The organism is Mesorhizobium sp. M0047, from assembly GCF_040323315.1.
Classification (GTDB): domain Bacteria; phylum Pseudomonadota; class Alphaproteobacteria; order Rhizobiales; family Rhizobiaceae; genus Mesorhizobium.
The window spans coordinates 13266-37988 of sequence record NZ_JAMYUW010000050.1 but is presented as its reverse complement, the minus strand read 5'-3'; the positions used below and the strand labels follow the sequence as shown (position 1 = coordinate 37988).

Here is a 24723-nt window from a genome sequence, read left to right as displayed (position 1 = left end):
CCTTCAGTCCCTGTCGGACAGCACCGCGACGCCGAAGAGCGCCGCCTTCTTGGTGATCAGTCCTTCCAGATCCGCGTCCGACCGCTCCGTCCCCGTGCGTTCCCGCAGCGCGGCGATTGCTGCCTTCATCGATAGCAACGCGTTGCATCGCTCGTTCAGCAGTTCGTCGACAGCGGCGGCCACATCGCACGTCTCAACATGCGGCAACATTGAACTGGCTCCTTTCCTATCAGACGGCACGCCTGCTGTCGCGAGGAACGGCGGGCTTGCCGTCAGTCAATAACCTTCACAATCTTGCGTGTGCCCGGGTCGACCAGCACTGTGTGATTGCCGACGACGACATATTTGTATTTGACATCGGGAACATCGATCGACCGAAGTTCGACCGTATCGGGCAAAGCGGAACCGACACTGAGTTCCACCCCAAGAAGATTGATCGATGCCAGCGGATGCTTGTGCACATATTCGCGGATGACCGTCTGCTGTTCGGGCGTGACAATCACCTCGTCCGCGGCGGCCACGCCGATGCCGGCGAGCAGAATAAGCCCGGTGGCGGCAGGAATCAGATGACTTCTCATCGTCTTCTCCTATTCCTGGAAGGGGAGATCCGCCTTTCACTGCTTCGCAAACGGCGAATCCGTCTTTCTAACGTTCACCGAGACCCCTTGTTCCGTGAGCGACGACTAATTGATCGTGCTGTTGAGGTACCGTAGCGGCCGATCAGCAGCCGCCATGAATCGCTCTGTGACGCGTGAAATTCGCGTGACCAAACGGCGCGGCGGCGTCGGATTCGCACAATGGGATTCTGGGGCGGTATTCAGGCTAGCTGTCAGCGAGCCAATCTTGGAGGCTGCGGGCGAAGCTTCGCGGCGCGACGAAATCGCACGAGGTCTCGCCGGTGCGAAGCAAGAGTACCGGCACATGGTGGAAGGAAGTCTGCACGGCCCGGCCCGGAGCGGTGGTCGGCGCGTGCCAGTCGACGGCTATGCAGGTTGAGAGAACGCTCGCGATGTCGGCCCCCGCTAGGCTGAAACGCACGCGGCCCTCGCCAAGGCAAACCGAACAGCCGAGATCCGGATCGATGGCAAGGGACGGCGCTTGCGTCCCGTCGTCGAGCGCCAGCCAGAGACGGCGCGGTGCAATGCGAATGACAAGAAGGTTCTTGTGACGAACCGTCTCTCCGACCGAGGCGGGAAATCTCGTGCCGAGCGCCGCCGAGAGGCTTGATTCGAATTGTCTCAGTGTTTCGTCCCATGCTTCGACCTGGATGAGCGGGCAATCGGCCACGGACAGGCTGAGATTCGGGCTAGCCATGCAGCCGTTCTCCTTGCGGATCGAGGAATACCGGCGAGACGATGCGGGCACGCACCGTTTCGGCTTTCATGGGATAGACGGCCACGACCTCGCTTCCCTCCGTCGCGACATCGCCGGCAAGCAGTGCCAGCCCGACATAGTGGCCGCGTTCGGGGCTGAAGGTGACGGAGGTGACGCGCCCGCGTCCGTGGCCGTGAGCTTTCTCGCCTGGCAGGAACAGGATGGCGCCACCGCGCAGGCGCTTTCCGCCCTCGATGCATTCCAGACCGACCAGTCGTTGCCGGTCAGGTGCCAGCAGGGCCGGGCGCCGCCGCAGCACATCGCCGACAAAGCCGCTGCGCTTGCCGACGATACGGCCAAGGCCGAGATCGTCGAGCGTCGTGCGCCCATCGATTTCGGGCCCCGCGACATGGCCTTTCTCGACACGCAGCGCACCAAGCGCCTCGACGCCGTAGGGCTTCAGGTCGAACGGCCTGCCGGCTTCGAGCAAGCGGCTCCAGAGCCGTTCACCGGCAGTTGCGCCGACATAGATTTCATAGGCCCGCTCGCCGGAATAGCTGAGGCGCAGGATGCGCAGTGCGCGGCCTTCCCATTGGCTTTCGAGCAACCCCATGTGCGGCAGCGCCTCGTTGGAAACATCGAGCGACGGAAACGCCGCCGCCAGGATCGCACGGCTCTTCGGTCCGGCGACCGACATCGCCGCCCATTCATCGCTCACCGAGGTGACGGCGACGCGCAGTTCCGGCCATGCGGTATCGAGCAGGAATTCCAGCCGCGACAGCACGTCGGCGGCCTTGGCCGTCGACGTGGTCATGAAGAACCGGCTTTCCGCCAGCCGCGTCGTGGTACCGTCGTCGAAGACAATGCCGTCGTCGCGCAGCATTACGCCGTAGCGGGCACGGCCGACTTGCAGCTTGGCGAAGCCGTTGGCGTAGACCCGGTCGAGGAACATGGCGGCGTCCGGACCCTGGACGTCGATCTTGCCGAGGGTGGAGATGTCCATCAGACCAGCGGCCTGTCGCACGTTTCGCATTTCGGCGACGTAGGCTTCATTCACATCGGCTCCGGACTGCTTGTAAAACCAGGGCCGCATCCAGAGGCCGACTTCCAGCATGTCGGCGCCGTTCGCCAGATGCCAGTCGTGCATCGGCGTGCGGCGGAATGGCTTGAAATGATGGCCGGTGGTGCGGCCTGCAAGGGCACCGATGGCGACCGGCGTGAAGGGTGGGCGGAAGGTCGTGGTGCCGGTCTCGGGAACCGTTGCGCCACGCAGGGCGGCCATAGCCGAGAGGGCCAGGAAATTACTGGTCTTGCCCTGGTCGGTGCCCATGCCGAGCGTCGTGTAGCGTTTCAGGTGCTCAACCGCTTCATAGCCTTCGCGATGGGCGAGTTCGACGTCCTTTGTCGTCACGTCCATCTGGAAATCGACAAAGGCTTTTCCGCCTTGGGCGGACGGGATTTCGCGAAGCATGGTCGTAGTGGTCTCGCCCAGATCGAGCTTTGAAGGAGCTGATATAGGCGCCGACTTGCCACAGAAGGATGCAGCTTCAACGCCGGCACGATGACCGCCCTCGATAGCATCGGCGGTCGCATAGTTTGCCATCATTGCGCCGGCGCCGAAACGGTCGGCTGGAAAGGCGCCTGGCACGAAGCCGTCGATGTCTTCGCGATATTGAGGCTTGACGCCCAGATGCGAAGTGAGGTGCACGGTCGGCGACCAGCCGCCGGACACGCAGACCAGATCGCAGGCGGCCTCGGACTGGCCGTACGGTCCGGCGAGCGTCGCGCCCCTGACGGCACGGCCGCCATGCAGGTCGACAATGCGCGTTGCGGTCCGCACCGTGACGCCGATGCGTGCGGCTTCCGCGACAAGCGCCGTTGGCGGTGCGGCGCGCAGATCGGCAACCGTTACCTCTGCGCCGGCTGCAGCATAGTCAAAGGCAGTGCGCCAGGCGCCGTCATTGACAGCAGTGACGATGACTTTCCTGCCCGGCAGAACGGCGAAGCGGTTGAGGTAGGTCCGGGCGGCCGAGGCAAGCATGACGCCGGGCCGGTCGTTGTTCGCAAACACCATTGGACGCTCGATGGCGCCGGTTGCGAAAACGATCGAGCGGGCGCGAAGCAACGTGACTGTTTGCCGAGCTTCGCCGGTTCGCGGCGGGCCGACTTGGTCGCGTTGTTCGACCAGGCCTATGACATTGCCGTCATAGACGCCGAAAGCGCTGGTCCGCTTCATCAGCGTGACGGTGTCGAAGCTTTTCAGTTCGGCTTCGATCTGGTTCAACCATGAAGCAGCCGCGCCGTCCGACCGTTCCGCCAGAAGCTGGCCGCCAAGCAGGAAATCCTGTTCGATCAGCACTACTCGCGCGCCGGCGGCGGCCGCAGCCCGCGCCGCCGACAATCCGGCCGGACCACCACCGACAATTGCGACATCGGCAAAGGCATGACGAACCTCGTAGCGATCTGGATCCGGTTCGGTACCGGCTCTGCCGAGGCCGGCCGCCTTGCGGATGAAGTGTTCGTAGACCTTCCAGGCGCGCCGCGTCGGACCCATGAAGGTCTTGTAGTAGAAGCCGGCAGAAAGAAACGGCGCGAACAGGCCATTGACGCTTTGCACGTCGAAGGCCAGCGACGGCCAGCGATTCTGGCTTTCCGCAGCCATGCCTTCGCCTAGTTCCAGCGTCGTTGCCGGCAGGTTCGGCTCGCGCCTGCCCGCTGTCCCGAGCGTGACCAGTGCGTTCGGCTCCTCCGGCCCGGCGGAAAGAATGCCGCGCGGACGATGATATTTGAAGCTGCGTCCAACCAGGGTGACGCCGTTGGCAAGCAGCGCGGATGCGAGCGTGTCACCACGATATCCGGCGATCTTTTGGCCGTCGAAGCTGAATTCGACGGGATAAGAGCGGTCGATGCGACCACCGCCAGGTAACCGCTTGTTTTGGGCGTTCATGCTCGCGATGTCCTGGCGAAGGTGACGGAAGAAACGACGTGGTTGCGCGTGTCGCGCTCGACCACCAGCCACTGGCGGCAGCCGATCACGTGCTGCCAGAACTCGCGGTGGAGCCCTGCAGGGTTTTTCCGGACATAGACATAGGCGTACCAGGCCTCCGGATCGGGGTCATCATGGGGCGGACGCCTGACGGAAGCATCGCCGCCATAGCGGAACTCGTCATGGTCACGCGGACCGCAGCAGGGGCATTCGATGCGCAGCATTTTCTTCCCGCCTCCTATTGCAGCCAGGCGGAGGGGCCGGCGCCGGCTTCGTCCAGCGTATGGCCAGTCCGGAAACGGTCGAGCCCGTAGGCCGCGATCAAGGGATGCGGCTTGCCGGTGGCGATCGTGTGGGCGAAGCACCAGCCGGAAGCCGGCGTCGCCTTGAAGCCGCCATAGCACCAGCCACCGTTGAGATAGAGGCCGTCGATCGGCGTCGGGCAGATGATCGGACTGGCGTCCGGCGTCATGTCCATCACGCCGCCCCAATGCCGGAGCAGACGGATGCGCGATATGCACGGCATCAAGGCGATCGCCGCCTCCGCCACTTCGCGCACGACGCCGAGATTGCCACGCTGGGCGTAGGAATTGTAGCCGTCGAGATTGCCGCCAAAGACCAGCCCGCCCTTATCCGACTGGCTGACATAGAAATGATCGGCGCCGTAGGCGACGACATGGTCGACCAGCGGCTTCAGCGGTTCGGTGACGAACGCCTGCAGGACATGGCTTTCGATCGGCAGTTCAAGGCCGGCCTTGGCGCCGAGCACGGACGTATGGCCGGCGACGGCAAGCCCGACCTTGGCGGCGCCGATCCGGCCTTTCGTCGTTTCGACGCCGACGATCCGTTCGCCATCGCGAATGAAGCCCGTCACCTCGCAGTTCTGGATGATGTCTACGCCATGGCCATCGGCGGCGCGCGCATAGCCCCAGGCGACGGCGTCGTGCCGCGCCGTGCCCGCGCGACCCTGGAAGATGGCGCCATGGATCGGAAAGCGGGCTGTGTCGGAAAAATCGAGATAAGGCACCAGGCGGCGCACGTCGTCTCGATCGAGGATGTCGGCGTCGATGCCATTCAGCCGCATGATGTTGGCGCGGTGGCCGAAGCCGTCGAGCTGATCGGCCGAATGCGCGGTGACGAGCTGGCCGCGCTGCGAAAACATGACGTTGAAGTTCAGCGCCCGCGACATGCCTTCCCAGAGCTTCATCGAGAATTCGTAGAACTGGGTGTTGCCGTCGAGCAGGTAGTTGGAGCGGATAACGGTGGTGTTGCGGCCGACATTGCCACCGCCGATGTAGCCTTTCTCAAGCACGGCGACATTGCGAATACCGTGGTTCTCGGCGAGGTAGAACGCTGCGGCGAGGCCGTGGCCGCCGCCGCCGATGACGATCACATCGTAAGACGATTTGGGCTCCGCCGCCCGCCAGGCGCGCTGCCAGTTCTTCTGGCCAGACAGCGCATTGCGGAAAATCGAGAATGCCGAGTAGTGCGCCATGTGTGCGGGCCTATCGAACAATCGGGCCGGTCGGCGTGCGGGTCAGCACTTCGGCACCCTCATCGGTCAACAGCACGGTATTGGAGACGAAGTCATCGCCACGACCGGTGCCCATCAGCCACGACAGGATGTGGAAGCTCATCCCGGTCTCGATCTCGAGATCGGAATCATGCCGGAGCCCGGTCACCGAATTGCCGCCTGTCCATGATGGCGGCTGGCCGGCACCGACAAGATAGCCGCAGTGATGGCGGCGATAGTGGGCAAGGCCGGCCTCGTCGGCGACGGCCTGCCAGGCGGCGTAGACATCGCGCGCCTTGGCCGCGGGGCGCAGCGCCCTGACCACCGCGTCGAATGCCTTGGCGGTCACTTCAGCCATTGCGGCGTCTTCGTCGCTGATGTGGCCGATGCGAACGAGCCGGCCGAGCGGCGCGTGGTAGCGCGAGATGCAGCCGGACAGTTCGACGAAGACCGGCTCACCCTTGCGATAAATGCCGTCGCCCCAGGTCGTATGCTCCTCGCCAAGCCGCGCGGCCGGGCGGATGAACGGGCCGAAGCCCGGCGCATGGCCACCGGCGCGGATCATCGCCGAAACACATTGGGCGGCGACCTCTTGCTCGGTGGCGCCGTCCGAGATCGCCGCGATCGCGGCCCCGGCGGCAGCGTCGGTCACCCTGGCAGCCTGCCGCATCAGGGCCTGTTCCTCGGCGCTCTTCACCCGTCGCATCCTGTCGACCAGACCGGAGACGTCGCTCCATTTGGCATCCACCTGCGCCTGGAGCGCCACGGCAAGCCCGTGGCTGAGGCCCGCCGTCCAGTACTCGAGGCCGATCCGCTTACCGGACAGGCCGAGTTCCGCCAGCACCCGCGCCGCAAGATCCGCCGCCGTTTCACTGTCGGAGTGGCCACGGAACGCCGCTGCCGTCACCTGCTTTTCGATCGTCACCCTTTCCATCGAACGGGTAACCAGAACCGGCTTACCCTCGAGCGGGACGATCAGCAGGTGAGGGGCAAAATAGCCCCAGTGATCGAGGCCGGTGAGATAGAAGACGTTCTCCGGCGAGGCGAAGACGGCCGCGTCGAGTTCGCGCTCGGCCAGTGCCATGCGGATCCTTGCAAGGCGGCCGGCGATTTCGGCTTCGGAAAAGGGATTGCGGTCCATTGGATATCCTCGAATTGCCAGTTCTTGCGCCGGTTGTCAGTCGATGACGATAAGTTCGCGCGCCACATCGCAGAGGCGTTCGCCGCCGCGATCCGTGACCACGAAGGATTCCGAGATGGCGATGCCGAAATCGTCGAGCCAAACGCCGGCCATGAAGTGGAAGCACATTCCGGATTGCATCTCGGTGGTGTCGCCGGGGCGAAGACTTGCTGTGCGTTCGCCCCAATCGGGCGGATATGCCAGCCCGACCGGATAGCCGACGCGGCTTTCCTTCTTCAGCCCGTTCTTGCGCAAAACAGCCTGCCACGCCGCTTCAACTTCTTCTGCGGTGTTGCCAGGTCGGGCCTTTTCGAGACCGGCGTCGACGCCCTCGACGATTGCCCTGGCGATATCGAGGATAGCCGCCGGCGGCTTGCCGAAATGCACGGTGCGCGTTAGTGCCGCGTGATAGCGGCGGCGCACGCCGGCAATCTCCAGGATCGCAAGCCCGCTGTCCGGCAGCGGCGCGTCGGACCAGGTTAGATGCGGCGTGCTGGTGCCCTCGCCAACGGGCATCAGCGGACAGATCGCGGCATAGTCGCCGCCCGCTCCGGGCACGCCCATGATCTGCGCGTGATAGATTTCGGCGATGACGTGGTTCTGGGGCACGCCGGGCCGCATCTTGTCGATGGCGCGGTTCATGGCATGCGTGCAGATCGCGCCGGCCTCGCGGATCAGCGCCAGTTCGGCTTCGGATTTGACCAGCCGCGCCCAATTGACGAGGTCGTGGTTGTTGGCGAAGTGCGCGTCGGGCAATCCTTGGGTGAGATGGGCGTGGCAGCGCGCGGTGTAGTAATGCGCGTCCATCTCGACACCGACGCGAGCGGTTCCCCAGCCGCGCGAGCGGATCAGCTGGGCGAGCTCGTCATAGGGATGTTCGACGGGCTGCTGCACCAGCCGTTCCGAGAACGGCACGATGTTTTTCTCCGGTAGGCCAGTGGTCAGGCGCGCGCTGCGGGCATCTTGAGCCCTGCCGAACCAGATCGGCCGGTCCTCCTCCAGATGGACGAGCACGCACTGCGGAACATAAAACGACCATCCGTCATAGCCGGTCAGCCAGCACATGTTGGCGGGATCCTGACAGACGATGAGGTCGAAGCCGGCCTGTTCCATGCGTGCCTTCACGCCAGCCAGGCGCTGCGCATATTCCGCCTGCGTAAATGCCCCGAAATGGTTCGCGCTCGTCACCTGGATGTCCAGCCTTCTGGATATGATCCGCCCTTGGATGGGAAAATCGCTTAAATTGTGCACAACTTGATGGCTACGTGTCATTCTGCTGTCTAATTTTCAAAGGTTTCTGCGTCTTGGCTTGCACAATGTCTAGGGCAGTTGTATACGTCTGGTCAAGCGCGTTTCAACCTCGAAGAAGGCCGCGACGCTGGGAACCATCATCAGTTGTTCAATGGGAGAAAAGCATGTTCAAATCATCGATCTCACGCCGTATCGTCGTGAAGGCGGCGGCCTGCCTGGCGCTCGCAGCGACTTCATTGACATCGCTGCCCGCTCATGCGGAAACCACCCTGGAGCGGGCCAAGAAGGACGGCTATATCCGCGTCGGCTTCGCCAATGAGGCGCCGTTCGGCTATGCCACGCCAGATGGTAAGTTGACTGGCGAGGCGCCCGAAGTCGCCAAGGCGGTGCTCGCCAAGATGGGCATCAAGCAGGTCGACGGCGTGCTGACCGAATTCGGCTCGCTCATTCCGGGTCTGAAGGCCGGGCGCTTCGACATCATCGCCGCCGGCATGTTCATCAACCCGAAGCGTTGCGCCGAGATCAATTTCTCCGAACCGTCCTATGGCATCGGCCAGGCCATGCTGGTGGCAAAAGGCAATCCGAAGGGCGTCAAGGACTATTCCAGCATCAAGGGCAATCCGGACCTCAAGCTCGCCGTGATGGCTGGCGCCGTCGAAGGGGGCTATGCCAAGGACGCCGGGGTCGGCGCAGGTCAGATCGTCGCTTTGCCGGATCAGTCCAGCCTCGTCGCAGCCGTCCAGTCCGGCCGCGCGGACGCTGCCGCGCTTACCGCCCTATCGATCGCCGACATGGCCAAGAAGGCCGACGGCGTGGAATCGACGAAGCCATTCGGCGAAGTTGCCGGCAAGTCGGTGAAGGGCCACGGTGGCTTCGGCTTTCGCAAGGAAGATACCGATCTGCAGCAGGCATTCAACGCCGAACTGAAGAAATTCCTTGGCTCGCCGGAGCATATAGCGCTGGTCGAACCGCTCGGCTTTGGCAAGGACTACCTGCCGAACAAGACCACCGCCGAGCTCTGCGCCGGGAAATAAAGTCCCAACTGCTGGGCGGCGCGAAGGTGCCGCCCCTTTTTTCGGAGAGGCAGATGGGAATTGGCACGCTTGTAGCGATGCTGGCGATTGCACTCGCGGTCATCGGCATCCTGGCGACACAGCAGGCCTACAGCCTGTTTCTACCTGGCTTGCTGCAGGGCGCGGCCTTGACGGTCGAGATCGCCATCCTTGGCAGCCTGCTCGCGGTCATCATGGGTGTGCTTGCCGCGCTCGCCCGGCTTTATGGTCCGGCGCCGCTCAGATGGCTGGCCACGGTCTATGTCGAGATATTCCGCGGCACTTCGGCGCTGGTGCAACTGTTCTGGCTGTTTTTCGTACTGCCGCAATTCGGCGTTTCGCTCGACCCATTCCCGGTCGCCGTCCTGGCGCTCGGGCTGAACGTCGGCGCCTACGGATCAGAGGTCGTACGCGGCGCGATCCTGTCTGTCGCTCGCGGCCAGTGGGAGGGATGCACGGCGTTGAATATGAGCCGTGCCCAGATGCTGCGGCGCGTGATCCTGCCGCAGGCCTTTGTGGCAATGATACCGCCCTGGGGCAATCTGTTCATCGAGCTTCTCAAATCGACGTCCCTGGTCTCGCTGATCACGCTCTCGGATCTCGCCTTCAAGGCGCAGCAGATGAACCAGAATACGTTCAAGACCCTTCCAATCTTCACCCTCGTCCTGCTGATGTATCTCGTCATGTCGCTGGTCCTCACCATCGGCATGCGGCTGCTCGAAAGGCGGGCGTCGGCTGGTCTGGCGCGGGGGAAGGCAGCATGATCTGGGACTGGAATTTCACCCTCGAAATCCTGCCGGTGCTGGCGCACGCGGCGATCGTCTCGGTCGAAGCGACGCTGATCGGCTTCGTGCTTGCCGCCACACTGGGCCTGGTGCTGGCGGTCGTGCGGATCGCCGTACCGCGGACCGGCTGGACGATTTCGGTTCTGGTTGAACTGATCCGCTCGACCCCACTGCTCATCCAGATATTTTTTATCTACTTCGTCTTCCCGAAATTCGGCCTCGTGCTCGACGCATTCACCGCCGGCGTGCTTGCCATCGGCATCCACTACGCCGCCTATTGTTCCGAGGTCTATCGCGCCGGTTTCGACAACATCCATCGCGGTCAGTGGGAAGCCTCGATCGCGCTCAATCTGTCGGCCTGGACGACGTTTCGCGACATCATCATCCCGCAGGCGATTCCACCGATCGTTCCAGCACTGGGCAACTATCTCGTCGCCTTGTTCAAGGAGACGCCCTTGCTTTCCGCGATCGCCGTGATGGAGCTGATGCAGACGGCCAAGATCATCGGCTCGGAAACATTTCGCTACACCGAGCCGATCACGCTGGTCGGCCTGTTCTTCCTTGCCATGAGCCTGGTTTCAGCCGCGCTGATCCGGACTCTCGAACGCATGCTCAACCAGAGGGCCACGCGATGACGGAACAACCGATGGTCCGTTTTGACAATGTGTCGAAACGCTATGGCTCACTGACCGTCCTCGACGGGCTCAATCTTGAAATCGCGCGCGGTGAAAAGGTTTCCATCATTGGCCCTTCCGGCTCCGGCAAGACGACGGTGCTGCGAATGCTGATGACGCTGGAAACGATCAACGACGGCGTCATCTGGGTCGAAGGCGAGCCGCTGACCCACATGAAGAAGAACGGCATGCTCGTTCCCGCCGACCTTGCGCATATTCGCCGCATCAGGGCGAAGATCGGCATGGTGTTCCAATCCTTCAACCTCTTCCCGCACATGACGGCGATGGCCAACTGCATCGAGGCGCCGATGACGGTGCTTGGCATGAAACGCGCGGATGCAGAGGCGCGAGCGGCCGAATTGCTGGAACTGGTGGGGCTGGCTCAGAAGAAGGATCATTACCCGTCGCAGCTGTCCGGTGGCCAGCAGCAACGCGTCGCTATCGCCAGGGCACTGGCCATGCGACCCAAGATCATGCTGTTCGACGAGGTGACGTCGGCGCTCGACCCGGAGCTTGTCGGCGAAGTGCTGCAGGTGATAAGGCAGATCGGGCGCGAGCATGATCTGACCATGCTGATGGTGACCCATCAGATGGGCTTCGCCAAGGAGTTTTCCGATCGCGTTTGCTTCTTCTACCAAGGCAAGATTTGTGAGCAGGGGCCGCCAAACGAACTGTTCGGGGCGCCCAAAAATGAGCGGACACGGCAGTTTCTGCATGCTGTCCTGGAGGCTGGATGACGCTTGAAACGGATGCCGCGCCCACAGCCGTGACCCCGCGCCCGCTCTCGGCCCGGGAGCGGTTCGAGCGCATCTACCGGATCTTGCGCGACCGCATCTGCCTGCTGGACTATGCTCCGGGAAGCCATCTCTCCGAGGAAGAACTCGCCCAGGAATTCGAGATCAGCCGGACGCCGGTTCGGCGCGTGCTGGCGCGCCTCGAATCCGAAGGTCTTGTTCAATCCGTCCATGGCGTCGGCACGATCGTCACGGACGTCGATATCGAGGAACTCCAGCAGGTCTATCATCTGAGGCTGGAGCTGGCGCTTCTGGTCGGCAAGCTGTCGCCGATCCCGCGCAAGCCGGAAGATCTCGATCGGATAAGGGCGCTTATCGCACGCTGTGACTCCGATATCCTCAACCCCGATCAGCGCGCTTTCTTGCGCCTTAACATGGATTTCTTCTACGAACTCACCGCGATGACCGGCAACCAGCCGCTGCGCGAGATCAGCGAGCGCCTGTATTTTCAAGTCGCGCGGGTCGTCCTGAAGATGATGCCGCAATTGGGCCTTGTCGAAGAATTCACCGCCTTCCGCCGGGAGATGGAGGAAGTCCTTGCCGCTGCGGAGATCGGAGACTGGGAGTCGATCGGCCACATCAGGCGCGCCCACATCTCAATGAGCTTTCGCCGCATGATGCGTCACGCCGATGAGGCCACCGATTTCGACAATGGCATGTGATCTGCGGGCATGTGATTTGCGCACCGGTCAGCGGTCGATCTCGCCGAACACGATATCAAGTGAGCCGATGATTGCGGCGACATCGGCGATCATGTGCCCTCGGGACAGGAAATCCATCGCCTGCAGATGGGCGAAGGAAGGCGCGCGTATCTTGCATCGATAGGGAACGTTACTTCCGTTCGAAACCAGATAGACGCCGAATTCGCCCTTCGGAGCCTCGACCGCCGCATAGACCTCGCCGGCGGGCACACGATGCCCTTCCGAATAGAGTTTGAAATGCTGGATGGTTGCTTCCATCGAACGCTTCATTTTGGCACGTGGCGGCGGCGTGATCTTGTGATTGGGGATCGCCACCGGCCCCTGGCCTTGCGGCGAGCGCAACTTTTCCAGGCATTGCCTCATGATCCGGACCGACTGGCGCATTTCCTCCATCCGAACCAGGTACCGATCATAACAGTCTCCATTCTTTCCGACCGGTATGTCGAAATCCATCTCGGGATAACATTCGTATGGCTGTGCCTTGCGCAGGTCCCATGCCGCTCCCGATCCGCGCACCATCACGCCGGAGAAGCCCCACGCCCAGGCGTCATCGAGCCCAATCGCGCCGACATCGACATTGCGTTGCTTAAAAATGCGGCTGTTGGTGAGCAGGTCGTCGAGATTGTCGCAGACCTTCAGGAACGGGTCGCAGAAATTCCAGATATCATCGAGAAGCTCGGAAGGCAGGTCCTGGTGCACGCCGCCGATCCTGAAATAATTCGCATGCATACGGGCGCCCGAGGCGCGCTCGTAGAAGACCATCAACTTCTCACGCTCTGCGAAACCCCAAAGCGGCGGGGTCAGTGCGCCGATGTCCATGGCCTGGGTCGTGACATTGAGGAGATGCGACAGAAGCCGGCCGATTTCGCAAAAGAGGACACGGATAAGTTGCCCGCGCCTTGGCACTGATATTTCGAGCAATTTCTCGGCGGCGAGGCAGAAGGCATGCTCCTGATTCATCGGTGCGACATAGTCTAGCCGGTCGAAATAGGGCAGGGCCTGCAGATAGTTCTTGTACTCTATGAGCTTTTCCGTGCCGCGATGGAGCAGGCCGATATGCGGATCGGCTCGGTCGACGATCTCACCATCCAGTTCCAGCACCAACCGCAGGACCCCGTGGGCCGACGGATGCTGCGGTCCGAAATTGATGGTGAAGTTGCGAACAGCGGCTTCGGCCATGGCGGCTCTCCGCGACATCTGCGTTTCGTTGCTTCACGGCGTAGCCGTATGTTCGGACGGCCGATCAAGTTGTCGTTTGGATGATCAGCGTCAAAGTGCCATCACCATCGATGTTGGCGGCCACGACCTGTGAAGAGTTGAGCCCGTTGGCCCTCAGCGCCAATGTTGCCTGAGGCGATGCATCGATGGAGTTCTGCAGACGCAGCAGATCTTGCGCACTGGTCTGGGTAATCACGGCTTCCGCCTGTGCCTTGATTTCCGCAGGTAGGTCCTCGACGGCTACGATGGCGACATCGGTGAAATTCTCAGCAGGAGCCCCTTGCCGGGGCGGTATCGGCTCGGGCTGGGGTTCCATCGGTGTCATCTGTGGACCCGGCGGGGCGATGGTTTGCCCGTAGAGAGGCTGCATGATGACCGCTCCGGAAAGCGCGGCAACTATCGTCAACATTCGCATGGTCGTTCCCTTGCTTTCTCCGCAGGACGATTGGAGACACAACCTTTATGCCGAATGATGGTTCCGTGGGTCGGCCGCATTGGGCCAATTTCAATTGTTGTCGCATATCGGCTCAGCGGGTTTTGTACGAATCATACCATCAATTGATCTCCATCTCGGACAGGCTCAAAATGAAAGCTAACGTGGCCATGGGGAGGAGCCGCATGAGTATCGCTAGGGGAGCAATAAGGCCCGTCGGTACCGCGAGGGAATTTCTGGCGTTGGAGCTTGGAAGCGCGCGATACGGCGATATCGTCTCGGTCAAAGCGATGATCGAGGCAATTCGCAGGGACGCGCCTTACATGCGGGATACGGATAACGAATTGATGGAGGAGATCGTCGACCTGACGCGGAAGTTGGGGTTGGCCGTCCTTTTTGATTCCCGCGAATAGGGCCGACAATTTCACGCCCATAGCTGAATTCTCTACGACTTCCTTCTCTCTGTGGGAGCAAGTCTGCGCCAGCTATTGATGAACTCACAGGGCGGTCTGCGCCACTTCGTACGAAACCGACAATTGGCTCCTGAGTGAAAATGCGCAATCATTGCGAAATGGGACGCCGATTGGACGACAAACTTGATTGCAAGGCTTGCGGGACGATCCAGATGGACATACCCGACAACGCCAAGGAGTCGACGCCAATCTATTGCAGCAATTGCGGTGCCTTCCTCGGCGAATGGGGTGAATTGCAGGACGATTTCTATCGCCAGGCTCGCGGCACCGAAGCATTCGACTTGCGCGACGGAAATATTATCAAGAAGTAGGACGCGACAATAGCAGCGTCCGGACGGTTGCTGGAGCTGGAGGTTGCTGGGTCGGTATGGGATCGCTCCTTTGTCGGCCGAGCGCACCTGTTCGGCCATGGCATCGGTGCCGGTTAGCTGACATCGATGATGACCATCAGTCCGCCGCCGCCCTTTTCCTCGACATTGTTGTTCGTCGTGTGATGCGGAATGTGGCAGTGGATCAGCCATTTGCCGGGCCGCTGTGCTTTCCAGACGACGTCATAGCGCTGCCCCGGCCCAACATTGATCGTGTCGGCCAGGAAGCGTGCCGAAGGGGCAAGTGTCTCGCCGTCACGGGCGGCGAGCTCGAACGGTCCGCCATGGATATGCATCGGATGGATAAAGCCATTGTTGGTGCCGATGAAACGCACCTTCAGCGTTTCGCCGACCTTCATATGGATCGTATCGGTTGAAGGATACGCTTTGCCGTTGATGGTGAAGAAGTTCGGCATGCCGCCTTCCATCGGCATCGCCGGGTAGGTCAGGCCGTCACGCACCAGCCATTCCTGGAGCTCGATAATATAGTCCTGGTCGGCCTGGACCTCGTCGGCGGGATTGGCGGGGTCGATGATCAGCGCTCCGTAGAGCCCGAGTGCCTGGGTGCGGTCGGGCTTGGCGTGCGGATGATAGAAATAGGTCCCGTGCTGTGTGGCGGTGAATTCATAGGAGTAGGTTTGCCCGGGCTCGATCGGCACTTGGGTAATCTCGGCGGGTCCGTCCATCTGGTTCGGCAGGATCATGCCGTGCCAATGCACCGTCGTTTCCTCCGGCAGGTCGTTGGTGACATTGATGCGGACCCTGTCACCTTGGCGAATGTGGATGCGCGGCCCGGGAATCTGTCCGTTATAGGCGTAGGCATCGACCGCGACGTTGGGCAGTATCTGCCAACGGATCACTGACGGCCTGAGTTCGAACACCTTGACGCCGTTCTCCAGGCGGAACGGCAATTCCTGGCCGCCCTTGGCGGACAGATCGTAGGATGCTGTCACCCGACGCGGATCGGCTGCCGCCATGTCACGCATCGCCTCGGCCGGGGTATCGCGGCCCATGATCATGCCTCGCGGCATGATTACCCCGCCGACATCACGGGCCGACAGCGTCAGGTTCAGCCAGTTAGCCGGTGCGGCCATGCCGATCGCCAGCGCAATTACGGATACAATGCCGAGTGCCGAAACCTGCGGCGTCGTGGCGTCCGTCTTCATCTGGTGGCCACTGCTTTTGCCGCTGTGGGAGGTCTCGTTGTGGCCTGTTCCGTGCGGTTGGTGAGCAGATTTCTCTCGACTGCTCGTTCCGGTGGTCTGCCGGCGCTGCGTCATCAATCCATGCTTCAGTCCGCGCGCCACCAGCCAGACATTGGCAGGGTAGGCGAGTGTGAAGCCGGCGATGACGCCGATCGACATCACGCCCCAGAACAGCAGTTCCGTCGGCTCCATCGCGCGCATGTCGCGCCCCATCATCAGGAATCTCATGACAGGCGCCATACCCGCCATCATGAAGTTCATCGAAATGAATTCGGGCAGGAAGCTTTTGCGCACGTTTTCCCAATAGCTGCCGCCCATCATCGACTTCATGAACAGCGACTGAAAGATGAACAGACCGAAGGCGAAGCCGGAAACATATTCGACAATGAGGTCGAGCCACATAGGAAGGCCGAGCGTCGCCGTGACGACGGCGGCGAGGATGATGCCTGTAGCATCTCCGGCAACGCAGTGAATGGTCGAGCCGACGCCCTGTTTCCACAGCGGCCTCGTGAAGTCCTCGTGCTCGCCCGGTCGCGGCTCCTTGTCGGCCAACACATAGAGCAGCAGGCCGACGGGGCCCATATAGAGGGTGACCAGGATGACCCCCATTTCATCACCGCCGGTTCGGGATTGTTGCGGTGCTGATCTATCCCGACATAGACCGTCGAGGCAGCAGCAAGAATGAACCAGGCAACAAGAAAATAGTCGATCGGCTGGACGAGCATGGGCAAACCGCGGGCAGTGATGACCCCATCTCTTCGATGAACGCGTCCGGCGCGTTTACGATCCAGCCGGTTGAACTTGGCGGTGACGAATTCTGTCAGGCTTTTGCTCTTGTCGCAGCATCGCTGCGCGATAATTCCTCTGAAGGCGTGGGTGCATCTCCCTTTGAAACAGGAGCCGACCATGAAACATCAGACACTCGACCAACTGCATGCCGTCGCCGCCATCGAGTCCTCGGCTGCATATTCGGCAATGACACGAAACCAGCGCATCGAGCGCTGGGCTGAACTTCTCGAGCAGAATCCCGAGCGGCTCCTCGCAGCGTTTTCCGGCACCGAGCATCTGCACCCGGAAGCTCGTGCCACGGTGCGTGGCGAGGGTTCGGCAATTGCCGTCGCGTTCGAAGACTCGGTGCTGCGCGCGTCGGGCCTAAGGAATGACACCTATGGCGAAGCCAAGCGCTTCTTCGAGTTGAATGACTGGCAACTGCACGACATCGTCTGCGACTGTCACGTAGGCGCTTCCATGAAGGCGCGGTGGGCGGCAGCCCGGGTCCGCGCAACGATCGGCGGCAACAGGTTTCTCGCTTGGTTGAGGCAAAGGATCATGCACTGATCAGGGTTGGGAATCGTCGCGTGCCCCTAGCCGTGCGATTCCCGCCCGCCCACCTCCCCAATCATCGCCTGTCCTGGCGATACAGCCGGTCGGTTGCGCGGTCACGCTCTTTGCTTTCGGCGGGGCCAAGGCGGCGGCGTGTCAGCAAGACATAGGCCATCAGTATGATCAGCAACAGTGGCCCGCCGGCCACGACAATCAACCACATGACGCTTTCAAACATGACGCGTCTCCTTTCCCGAACAACCGTTAAGGAGAAGAACTGTTCCGTTCACGCCGACATCGGCCACGCGATCCGGGTTCCTTCCGCCGGCTGCAAGCAACCCATCAAATCCGTTCGTATGTTCCGACGAGTTCTGCCTGCTCGATCAGATGTTTTTGTGCTTCCTGCCAGATACGCTGGACGTCGGCGCTTGCCGGGATAGCAAGGTTTGGCGTGTCGAGTGCGGCCAGCCGGAAATGATAATGATGGACGCCGTGCCCGACCGGCGGTTCAGGGCCGTCATAGTAGGCGTTGCCGAAATCGTTCGTCGCCTGCCTGAGGGCCTGCGGACCCGGCTTGCCGCTTGCCGCCTCGGGAAGTTCCCGGGTGTCGGCGGATATGTTGAACACTGCCCAATGGCCGAACGTTCCGCTTGGTGCATCCGGATCCTGGACGACGAGAACAAGGCTCCTCGTATCATCAGGTACCCCCGACCACTTCAGCGGCGGAGACACGTTCTTGCCGTCCCGCGTATATCTTTCAGGGATTTTTGCGCCTTCGGCAAAGGCGGAACTGCTGAGCGTGAGTGGCATGAGTTGCTCCTTCGGAAGACAGTTGCTGCGCGGATATCGGCGTATGGAGCCGACCTCAACGACCTCCCCGACGCTTGTTGTGAGAGCTTTCCTGGTTCTCTCCGCGGATGATGTTCCGATCATCGGGGTCGGCAATATCCCTCAGCTTGGGCCTGAGGTTGTCCTGCCGCGAGGCTGCGCGCTCAGCGTCGGACTTTGCCAGCTCAGTCTTCGCGTCGAAGTCCTTGCCGGCATTCTTAGTATTCTCGCGCTTTTCGATTACGCGAAGGCTTTGCTCGTGGGTTTTGTTTCCGGCCATCGATAGCCTCCTTTCTCGTGCAATTCGGCACGCTACTTGTTCGTCCGCATTTTCTGCCTTGGATTGATCCCGCCGGCGGCCGTCGTGTCATTCTCGACGTCGCCTTCGATCGTGTTTTCGCCTTCAAGGTCGAGGTCATCGCCTTCCTTGATCGTGCCCTTGGAGGTTCCGATGCCCGGATTGTTCACCAGGTCGGCATCGCTCGGCTTTTTCCACTTTGGATGTCTGCTCGTGCTCATGAGACAACTCCTTCGAGGGGTTCGGTTTCAAAACCCGAGGCCAGCCGAAATGTTCCGGGCCATTCGCCTTTCGCCGGCGGCTAAAGTCCGAACGGATAGGTGTCGGGAACACCAGCTCTTGCATGCTCCGGGCCAAGCGGCGTTACCGCGGTGGTTTTGTCGAACCACAAGAAGGCGTCGAATTGCTGGGGCAGCGAAACATCCGCATAGTGGCTTCGCAGTTCGGTTTCCGGCCGATAGATCACCCCGATGAAGCGCTCCAGCCTGCGTTCCAGGAGCCGCTCGCGCAGCGCCTCGTCGCGCTTCAGGTCGAGCAGAAAACGCGGAATGCGGCAGTCATGGCAAAGCCGCTCGTAGCTGTCTGCGTGTGAGGGCCGCACCTGCTTCACCTTCATTTCGCCGTCCCAGTCGGAGGCGGCGGCCACGGTGCCGGAATGCGTGCCCAGGCCGATCAGGGCTGCCCTGTCGCCGAACCGTTGCCGGCAAAGCTGGCCGATATTCAGTTCGTCCCGGACAACGCCCATTTCGGTATAACGGGCATCGCCGATATGCGAATTGTGCGCCCAGACAACCGCCTTGGAATTCGGTCCGTTGGCGTCCAGCAGATGTTCCAGCGTTTCGAACATATGCGTGTCGCGGAGGTTCCAGGATTCCGCGCCGCCATAGTACATGATCCGGTAATAGCGTTCGGCGGAGGCAATCAACCGGGCGTTCTGAGCGGCATCGAGAAAGTCGCTGCCGTCCCGTCGGGCATTGTCCAGTTGCCTGGCGAGCAGGTCTCGACATTGCTCAAGAACCGCCTGCTCGCATGCCCGGTAGCCCGAGGTCAGCGCCGCACGGCCGTAGGTGGACGGTTCATTTTGCCATGGGGTCAGGCAGCCATAGCGCTCGCGCGCGATCTTTGCTGCCTGCGGATCAACCCGATCAAGATATTCGAGAACCGCAGCAATGGACCCGCTCATATTGTAGATGTCGAGACCGTAGAATCCCGCTTGCCTGGATGGCTCGAGCTTCTCGTTGTGGTCGCGCATCCAGCCGGTGAAGGCCGCGACGTCGGTGTTGCGCCACATCCAGGTCGGGAACCGCTGGAATGGCGCGCTGACACCGGCACGTGGCTCGCGATGACGAACATAGCGGTCGATGGCCGCGGCATCGGGCCAATCAGCTTCGACCGCAACGATCGTGAAACCGTGCTTGTCGACGAGCCGGCGGGTGATCGCCGCGCGCACCCTGTAAAACTCCGACGTGCCATGGCTTGCTTCGCCGAGCAGAACGACGCGCCGGTCGGCGAACCGATCGAACACTTCGCCGAAGGCGGGGTCGTCGAAATCCGGAAGCGGTTCGGCGGCCATTGCGATCATATCGGGCAGACTGGCGGGATGCGGATGTCGGAGCGGACGACGGATCTCGGCGATCTCGCCACCTTCGGGCCAGCCTTGCTCGCCGATGAGAGGGACGAACCGCACGCCGCCAAAATCCTCCTCGCTGTAGCTTGCAGCGCCCGTTCGGGTGACCTTGAGCAGGCGTTGCGAATCCAGATCGTCACCGACCGGAATGACAAGCCTGCCGCCGACATCGAGTTGTTCCTGCAGGGCGAGCGGCGCGCCTGGTCCGCTGGCCGTCACCACGATGGCGTCGTAGGGCGCTGCTTCCGGCCAGCCCTTGGTGCCGTCGCCGGTCCTGACCTCGATGTTCTCGTAGCCAAGCCTCTCAAACCGACGCCTCGCGGTTTCAGCCAATCCGGGATGGCGCTCGATCGTGTAGACCTGTTCGACGATCCGGCTCATCACGGCCGCCGCATAGCCCGAGCCGGTGCCAATCTCCAGTACGTGGTCGCCAGCCTTGACGTCCGCCAGTTCAGTCATGAGCGCGACGATGTAGGGTTGCGAAATCGTCTGCCCGTCAGCGATGGGCAGTGGTCCGTCTTCATAAGCGAATTCTTCGAAGCCGGGATCAACGAAAGCCTCGCGCGGAACTTCCCGCATGGCCTGCAGGATCTCGCGATTGCGGATGCCACGCCGGGCGATATGCACATTGACCATCCGATCGCGAGCACTGGGAAGATCGAGCATTTTCAGCTCCCTTGGCGGCCGCTTGTCCGCAATTGTTCAAGGATATCCTTCGACATTAGCGGGTGGGCCACTTCCTCTGCCTTCGGCGGCTCTCCCGGCTCATGCCTCTAACCGTTGGAGGGCCTCAAAGTTCCTTCTGTGTTGCAGGACAAGTCCACTGACCCGGCTGGAGACGCCGACGGTTTCTTGCTTGCCCAAGCGTCGCCTGGACATTCCTTCGAACGCCATCGCCAATTTGGGCTTGCTCAGGCGCGAAGTCGCTCCAGTTATCTCCAGCGAAACGATGCTGGAAAACCGATGCTGGAGACTGGACGATGAACGACAAGGCTGCCGCGCAGGCGATCAGCCTCGAACGGATCGATCTCATGAACCGCTACTGGAGCGCCGCGAATTACATCTCGGTTGGCCAGATTTATCTGCTCGACAATCCGCTGCTGCGCCAACCCTTGAAAGCCGAGCATGTCAAGCCGCGGTTGCTCGGCCATTGGGGTACAACCCCGGGCCTCAATTTTCTCTACCTGCATCTGAACCGAATTATCCGTGAGCGTGATCTTGATGTGCTGTTTATCTGCGGTCCAGGACATGGCGGTCCGGCAATGGTCGCCAACACCTGGCTCGAGGGCACCTATAGCGAGATCTACCCCGATATCGGCCAAGGCGAAGACGGCCTGAGAAAACTGTTCCGGCAATTTTCCTTTCCAGGCGGGGTGCCAAGTCACGTGGCGCCCGAAACGCCCGGCTCCATTCATGAGGGCGGCGAACTGGGATATGCCCTGGTCCATGCTTTCGGCGCGGCCTTCGACAATCCGGATCTGGTGGTTGCCTGCGTCGTTGGCGACGGCGAGGCCGAAACCGGTCCGCTCGCGGCAGCGTGGCATTCCAACAAATTCCTGAACCCGGCCTCGGATGGCGCAGTGCTGCCAATCCTTCATCTCAATGGCTACAAGATCGCCAACCCGACGATCCTCGGCCGCATGGATGACCAGGAGTTGCGCAACCTGTTCACCGGCTACGGCTACGAACCGTTCTTTGTCGAAGGCCATGAGCCGGTCGCCATGCACCAAGCGATGGCCAGGACGCTCGACAGTGTGCTCGATCGGATCCATTCCATTCAGGAACAGGCACGAGGTCCGGGACGGCGTGGCGAACGTCCGCAGTGGCCGATGATCGTCCTGCGCAGCCCCAAGGGCTGGACTGGACCGAAAGAGGTCGATGGCGAAAAAGTCGAGGGTTTCTGGCGTTCGCATCAAGTGCCGGTATCGAACGCCCGCGGCAATGACGAGCACCGCAAGATCCTCGAAACCTGGATGCGAAGCTACGAACCGGAAAAGCTGTTCGATGAGGATGGACATCTGCTGCCGGAACTCGCGACCCTTGCCCCGACAGGAACAAAGCGCATGGGCGCAACTCCGTATGCGAATGGCGGGTTGTTGAAGCGCGACCTGGCGCTGCCGGACTGGAAGAGCCTGGCGCTCGAAGTGCCTCGGCCCGGAGGCGTCATTGCCGAGGCGACACGGATTTGCGGTGGCTATCTTCGTGAAGTCTTTCGCCTTAACGCCAAAGCGCGAAATTTTCGGCTGATGGGACCGGACGAGACGTCTTCCAATCGCCTTGACGATGTATTCGAGGTCACGGATCGGATCTGGATGGAGCGCATCGAACCCTACGACGTCCATCTTTCCCGCGACGGCCGGGTGATGGAAGTGCTGAGCGAGCATCTCTGCCAGGGCTGGCTGGAAGGTTATCTGCTTACAGGCCGCCACGGTTTGTTCTCGTGCTACGAGGCGTTCATTCACATCGTCGACTCCATGGTCAACCAACATGCAAAATGGTTGAAGACCTCTGGCGAGCTTGCCTGGCGCAAACCGATCGCTTCACTCAATTACCTGCTGACCTCTCATGTCTGGCGCCAGGATCACAATGGATTCAGTCATCAGGACCCGGGCTTCGCTGACCTTGTCGCCAACAAGAAGGCCGACACGGTCAGGCTCTATTTCCCGCCGGATGCCAACACGCTGCTGTGGATCACCGACCATTGCCTGAGAACCTACAACCGCATCAACGTCATCACCGCCGGCAAGCAGCCGACGCCGCAGTGGCTGTCTATCGAAGATGCTGAAGCGCACTGCAAGGCCGGCGCGGGCATCTGGGAATGGGCTGGCACGATTTCAGAAGGCGAGGAACCGGATGTGGTCCTCGCCTGTGCCGGCGATGTGCCGACGCTGGAGACGCTGGCCGCGACGGACATTCTTCGCTCTGCAATCCCCGATCTGAGAATCCGCGTCGTCAACGTTGTCGACCTGATGACGTTGCAGTCGAACACCGAGCATCCGCACGGTCTCACCGACCAGGCTTTCGATGCGCTGTTCACGAAAACAAGGCCGGTGATTTTTGCTTATCACGGTTATCCCTATCTCATCCATCGCCTGACCTACCGTCGTGCCAATCATGACAACATGCATGTGCACGGCTTTCGCGAGGAGGGCACGACGACAACGCCATTCGACATGGTGGTACTCAACGAACTCGACCGCTACCACCTTGCACTTGCCGCGATCGCACGTGTGCCGGGCTTGGCCCAAAGAGCGGAAAGCCTCGCTGGCGAACTTCACGATCGACTGGCCAAGCACAAGGCCTATGTCCGCGAGCACGGCGAAGACATGCCCGAGATCCAGAAATGGAGTTGGCCGGCTGCGAACGGGGCAAAGGCCAGTTGATGAGTCAGTCGATCCTGGCGCTGAATGCCGGTTCGTCCAGCGTCAAGTTCGCGCTATACGATCTTGGCTCGTCGGACGGCCAGCAGCTCGTTTCGCGCGGCACTCTGGATCTGGGCGACACGCCCAGACTCACCGCAAAGGCGGCCGATGGGACAGTGCAGTGTGATAGGGAGTTTAACGCGGACGATCCTCATGGCGCGGGGATTGGCGAACTACTGACCCTGGTGCAGGGCGAACTTGGTGGAAGAGAACTGATCTGTGTCGGCCATCGCATCGTGCATGGCGGTAACGAGTTCAGCAAACCAGTCCGTCTGACGCCCGCTACCATTGAGGCGCTGGACAGGCTGACCGCACTCGCGCCTTTGCATCAGCCTCGCAGTCTCGCGCCAGTTCGCGCGATAGCCGCATTGCAGCCGGACCTGCCACAGGTCGGATGTTTCGATACCGCGTTCCATCAAACGATCGATCCGCTCGTGCGGCGCTTTGCCCTGCCGCAAAAATATGAAGGGGAGGGACTGCGACGCTACGGATTTCATGGCCTCTCCTACGAATATATTGCTAGGCGGCTGAGCGAGATATCGCCCACGCTCGCGGCAAAACGGACAATCGTTGCTCATCTCGGCAATGGGGCAAGCCTTTGCGCTCTGCGCGACGGCAAAAGCGTCGATACGACGATGGGCTTTTCGGCACTGGATGGTCTCGTCATGGGTACACGTTGCGGCGCCATCGATCCCGGCGTGCTGTTGTACTTCCTGCTGGAGAGGGGCATGGCAGCGGACGAGCTGCAGACAATGCTTTATGAGAAATCCGGACTGCTCGGCGTGTCCGGCGTTTCGGGCGACATGCGCACGTTGGAGGCAAGCAGCGACCCTCGTGCCCGCGAGGCGATCGAGCTTTTCGCTTTCCGCGCCGCGAGGGAAGCAGCAGCGCTCGCAAACACGATGGGTGGTCTCGAATGCCTCGTGTTCACCGCAGGCATCGGCGAACGTTCATCGTCCATCCGCAAGGCGATATGCGAAAAATTGACGTGGCTCGGCGTGGCGCTCGACGACCCGGCCAATGACGCCCACGCCGAGATCGTCAGTCGTCCGGACAGCAAGGTGGAAGTGCGTGTGATTGCGACTGACGAGGAAAGCGTCATCGCGCGCCATAGCCGCTCGGTAATGCAGGCCGGGTCCGCAACTTAAGGCGAGCGAGCCGGCTTCTGCTCACCTTGGGACTATCCCTGCCGTGCTTTCGCACGAGGCCTTGCCTAGCAAGTCCGCGGCCGTGAGAAGGCGCCAACACCTGCGGGCGCCTTAAGCGTCGCCCCCTGTC

27 protein-coding genes are annotated in these 24723 nt (G+C 61.5%); 11 read left to right on the top strand and 16 right to left on the bottom strand.

The genetic code is table 11. The features are described from left to right. Nucleotides 1-3: 3 nt before the first annotated feature. From NKJ89_RS31220 to NKJ89_RS31185, 8 genes are all read right to left on the bottom strand, one after another. Nucleotides 4-210, bottom strand: coding sequence for a hypothetical protein (locus tag NKJ89_RS31220; protein WP_023757898.1), 207 nt, complete (start codon nucleotides 208-210; stop codon nucleotides 4-6). A 62-nt stretch (nucleotides 211-272) separates the two neighbouring features. After that, nucleotides 273-578 (bottom strand): DUF1236 domain-containing protein, encoded by a 306-nt coding sequence (locus NKJ89_RS31215; protein ID WP_352608281.1) that lies wholly within the window; start codon nucleotides 576-578, stop codon nucleotides 273-275. Nucleotides 579-822: 244 nt separating this feature from the next. Continuing rightward, nucleotides 823-1314, bottom strand: coding sequence for a sarcosine oxidase subunit gamma family protein (locus tag NKJ89_RS31210; protein WP_352608279.1), 492 nt, complete (start codon nucleotides 1312-1314; stop codon nucleotides 823-825). Further along, complete coding sequence (locus NKJ89_RS31205) at nucleotides 1307-4261, bottom strand: sarcosine oxidase subunit alpha family protein (RefSeq protein ID WP_352608277.1); 2955 nt, start codon at nucleotides 4259-4261, stop codon at nucleotides 1307-1309. Before NKJ89_RS31205 ends, NKJ89_RS31210 begins: the two co-directional genes overlap by 8 nt. Further along, nucleotides 4258-4524, bottom strand: coding sequence for a sarcosine oxidase subunit delta (locus tag NKJ89_RS31200; protein ID WP_352608275.1), 267 nt, complete (start codon nucleotides 4522-4524; stop codon nucleotides 4258-4260). The genes NKJ89_RS31205 and NKJ89_RS31200 overlap by 4 nt, the downstream gene beginning before the upstream one ends. A 14-nt stretch (nucleotides 4525-4538) precedes the next feature. Beyond that, complete coding sequence (locus tag NKJ89_RS31195) at nucleotides 4539-5795, bottom strand: sarcosine oxidase subunit beta family protein (protein WP_352608273.1); 1257 nt, start codon at nucleotides 5793-5795, stop codon at nucleotides 4539-4541. Between the two features lie 10 nt (nucleotides 5796-5805). Continuing rightward, entirely contained in the window at nucleotides 5806-6954 is a 1149-nt protein-coding gene (locus NKJ89_RS31190; protein ID WP_352608271.1) for a M24 family metallopeptidase, read from the bottom strand. Between the two features lie 36 nt (nucleotides 6955-6990). Then, the gene (locus tag NKJ89_RS31185; RefSeq protein ID WP_352608269.1) at nucleotides 6991-8181 is read right to left on the bottom strand and encodes a M24 family metallopeptidase; all 1191 of its coding nucleotides are present in this window, start codon (nucleotides 8179-8181) and stop codon (nucleotides 6991-6993) included. Nucleotides 8182-8408: 227 nt separating this feature from the next. Between NKJ89_RS31185 and ehuB the strand changes: the two genes are divergently transcribed. Genes ehuB through NKJ89_RS31160 form a run of 5 tightly spaced genes read left to right on the top strand, consistent with a single transcriptional unit; the run spans nucleotide 8409 to nucleotide 12211 of the window. Beyond that, complete coding sequence (gene ehuB, locus NKJ89_RS31180; protein WP_352608267.1) at nucleotides 8409-9278, top strand: ectoine/hydroxyectoine ABC transporter substrate-binding protein EhuB; 870 nt, start codon at nucleotides 8409-8411, stop codon at nucleotides 9276-9278. 53 nt (nucleotides 9279-9331) lie between these two features. Beyond that, nucleotides 9332-10060, top strand: coding sequence for an ectoine/hydroxyectoine ABC transporter permease subunit EhuC (gene ehuC / locus NKJ89_RS31175; RefSeq protein ID WP_352608265.1), 729 nt, complete (start codon nucleotides 9332-9334; stop codon nucleotides 10058-10060). Next, nucleotides 10057-10716 (top strand): ectoine/hydroxyectoine ABC transporter permease subunit EhuD, encoded by a 660-nt coding sequence (gene ehuD / locus NKJ89_RS31170; protein ID WP_352608263.1) that lies wholly within the window; start codon nucleotides 10057-10059, stop codon nucleotides 10714-10716. Before ehuC ends, ehuD begins: the two co-directional genes overlap by 4 nt. Then, nucleotides 10713-11492 carry an ectoine/hydroxyectoine ABC transporter ATP-binding protein EhuA gene (gene ehuA, locus NKJ89_RS31165; protein ID WP_352486724.1) on the top strand — a complete coding sequence of 260 codons (780 nt, stop codon included), beginning with the start codon at nucleotides 10713-10715 and terminating at the stop codon, nucleotides 11490-11492. Before ehuD ends, ehuA begins: the two co-directional genes overlap by 4 nt. Next, nucleotides 11489-12211 (top strand): GntR family transcriptional regulator, encoded by a 723-nt coding sequence (locus NKJ89_RS31160; RefSeq protein ID WP_023757886.1) that lies wholly within the window; start codon nucleotides 11489-11491, stop codon nucleotides 12209-12211. The genes ehuA and NKJ89_RS31160 overlap by 4 nt, the downstream gene beginning before the upstream one ends. 27 nt (nucleotides 12212-12238) lie before the next feature. Here the strand turns inward: NKJ89_RS31160 and NKJ89_RS31155 are convergent, their stop codons facing one another. Both NKJ89_RS31155 and NKJ89_RS31150 read right to left on the bottom strand, forming a co-directional pair. Beyond that, a complete protein-coding gene (locus tag NKJ89_RS31155) occupies nucleotides 12239-13429 on the bottom strand; it encodes an NADH-quinone oxidoreductase subunit D (protein ID WP_352608261.1) in 1191 nt (396 codons plus the stop codon). Between the two features lie 64 nt (nucleotides 13430-13493). Then, a complete protein-coding gene (locus NKJ89_RS31150) occupies nucleotides 13494-13883 on the bottom strand; it encodes a hypothetical protein (protein WP_352608259.1) in 390 nt (129 codons plus the stop codon). A 170-nt stretch (nucleotides 13884-14053) separates the two neighbouring features. On the opposite strand from NKJ89_RS31150, the gene NKJ89_RS31145 reads away from it, so the two are divergent. Continuing rightward, nucleotides 14054-14314 carry a hypothetical protein gene (locus NKJ89_RS31145; protein ID WP_352608257.1) on the top strand — a complete coding sequence of 87 codons (261 nt, stop codon included), beginning with the start codon at nucleotides 14054-14056 and terminating at the stop codon, nucleotides 14312-14314. A gap of 170 nt (nucleotides 14315-14484) precedes the next feature. Further along, entirely contained in the window at nucleotides 14485-14685 is a 201-nt protein-coding gene (locus NKJ89_RS31140) for a hypothetical protein (protein ID WP_032907017.1), read from the top strand. Between the two features lie 113 nt (nucleotides 14686-14798). Here NKJ89_RS31140 and NKJ89_RS31135 read toward each other — a convergent pair whose 3' ends face one another. Next, on the bottom strand, nucleotides 14799-16556 hold the full coding sequence (locus NKJ89_RS31135; RefSeq protein ID WP_502904188.1) for a multicopper oxidase domain-containing protein: 1758 nt from the start codon (nucleotides 16554-16556) through the stop codon (nucleotides 14799-14801). A gap of 29 nt (nucleotides 16557-16585) precedes the next feature. On the opposite strand from NKJ89_RS31135, the gene NKJ89_RS31130 reads away from it, so the two are divergent. Both NKJ89_RS31130 and NKJ89_RS31125 read left to right on the top strand, forming a co-directional pair. Further along, entirely contained in the window at nucleotides 16586-16957 is a 372-nt protein-coding gene (locus NKJ89_RS31130) for a hypothetical protein (RefSeq protein WP_352608305.1), read from the top strand. Beyond that, nucleotides 16854-17285: a hypothetical protein gene (locus NKJ89_RS31125; protein ID WP_023757880.1), complete on the top strand. Its 432-nt coding sequence runs from the start codon at nucleotides 16854-16856 to the stop codon at nucleotides 17283-17285. Before NKJ89_RS31130 ends, NKJ89_RS31125 begins: the two co-directional genes overlap by 104 nt. 61 nt (nucleotides 17286-17346) lie before the next feature. Here NKJ89_RS31125 and NKJ89_RS31120 read toward each other — a convergent pair whose 3' ends face one another. The 5 genes from NKJ89_RS31120 to NKJ89_RS31100 all read right to left on the bottom strand — a co-directional run bounded on the left by NKJ89_RS31120 (nucleotide 17347) and on the right by NKJ89_RS31100 (nucleotide 20689). Beyond that, nucleotides 17347-17508, bottom strand: coding sequence for a hypothetical protein (locus tag NKJ89_RS31120; RefSeq protein ID WP_023757879.1), 162 nt, complete (start codon nucleotides 17506-17508; stop codon nucleotides 17347-17349). 104 nt (nucleotides 17509-17612) lie between these two features. Beyond that, nucleotides 17613-18080 (bottom strand): YbhB/YbcL family Raf kinase inhibitor-like protein, encoded by a 468-nt coding sequence (locus tag NKJ89_RS31115; RefSeq protein ID WP_352608255.1) that lies wholly within the window; start codon nucleotides 18078-18080, stop codon nucleotides 17613-17615. Nucleotides 18081-18135: 55 nt separating this feature from the next. After that, nucleotides 18136-18378 carry a hypothetical protein gene (locus NKJ89_RS31110; protein WP_352608253.1) on the bottom strand — a complete coding sequence of 81 codons (243 nt, stop codon included), beginning with the start codon at nucleotides 18376-18378 and terminating at the stop codon, nucleotides 18136-18138. Between the two features lie 32 nt (nucleotides 18379-18410). After that, nucleotides 18411-18617 carry a hypothetical protein gene (locus NKJ89_RS31105; protein ID WP_023757876.1) on the bottom strand — a complete coding sequence of 69 codons (207 nt, stop codon included), beginning with the start codon at nucleotides 18615-18617 and terminating at the stop codon, nucleotides 18411-18413. Nucleotides 18618-18697: 80 nt separating this feature from the next. After that, complete coding sequence (locus NKJ89_RS31100) at nucleotides 18698-20689, bottom strand: protein-L-isoaspartate(D-aspartate) O-methyltransferase (RefSeq protein WP_352608251.1); 1992 nt, start codon at nucleotides 20687-20689, stop codon at nucleotides 18698-18700. Between the two features lie 314 nt (nucleotides 20690-21003). Here NKJ89_RS31100 and NKJ89_RS31095 point away from each other — a divergent pair, with 314 nt between their 5' ends. Together NKJ89_RS31095 and NKJ89_RS31090 are read left to right on the top strand one after the other, a co-directional pair. Next, a complete protein-coding gene (locus tag NKJ89_RS31095; RefSeq protein WP_352608249.1) occupies nucleotides 21004-23406 on the top strand; it encodes a phosphoketolase family protein in 2403 nt (800 codons plus the stop codon). Next, nucleotides 23406-24593, top strand: a complete 1188-nt coding sequence (locus tag NKJ89_RS31090; RefSeq protein WP_352608303.1) for an acetate/propionate family kinase — start codon at nucleotides 23406-23408, stop codon at nucleotides 24591-24593. The genes NKJ89_RS31095 and NKJ89_RS31090 overlap by 1 nt, the downstream gene beginning before the upstream one ends. The last annotated feature ends 130 nt before the right edge of the window (nucleotides 24594-24723 follow it).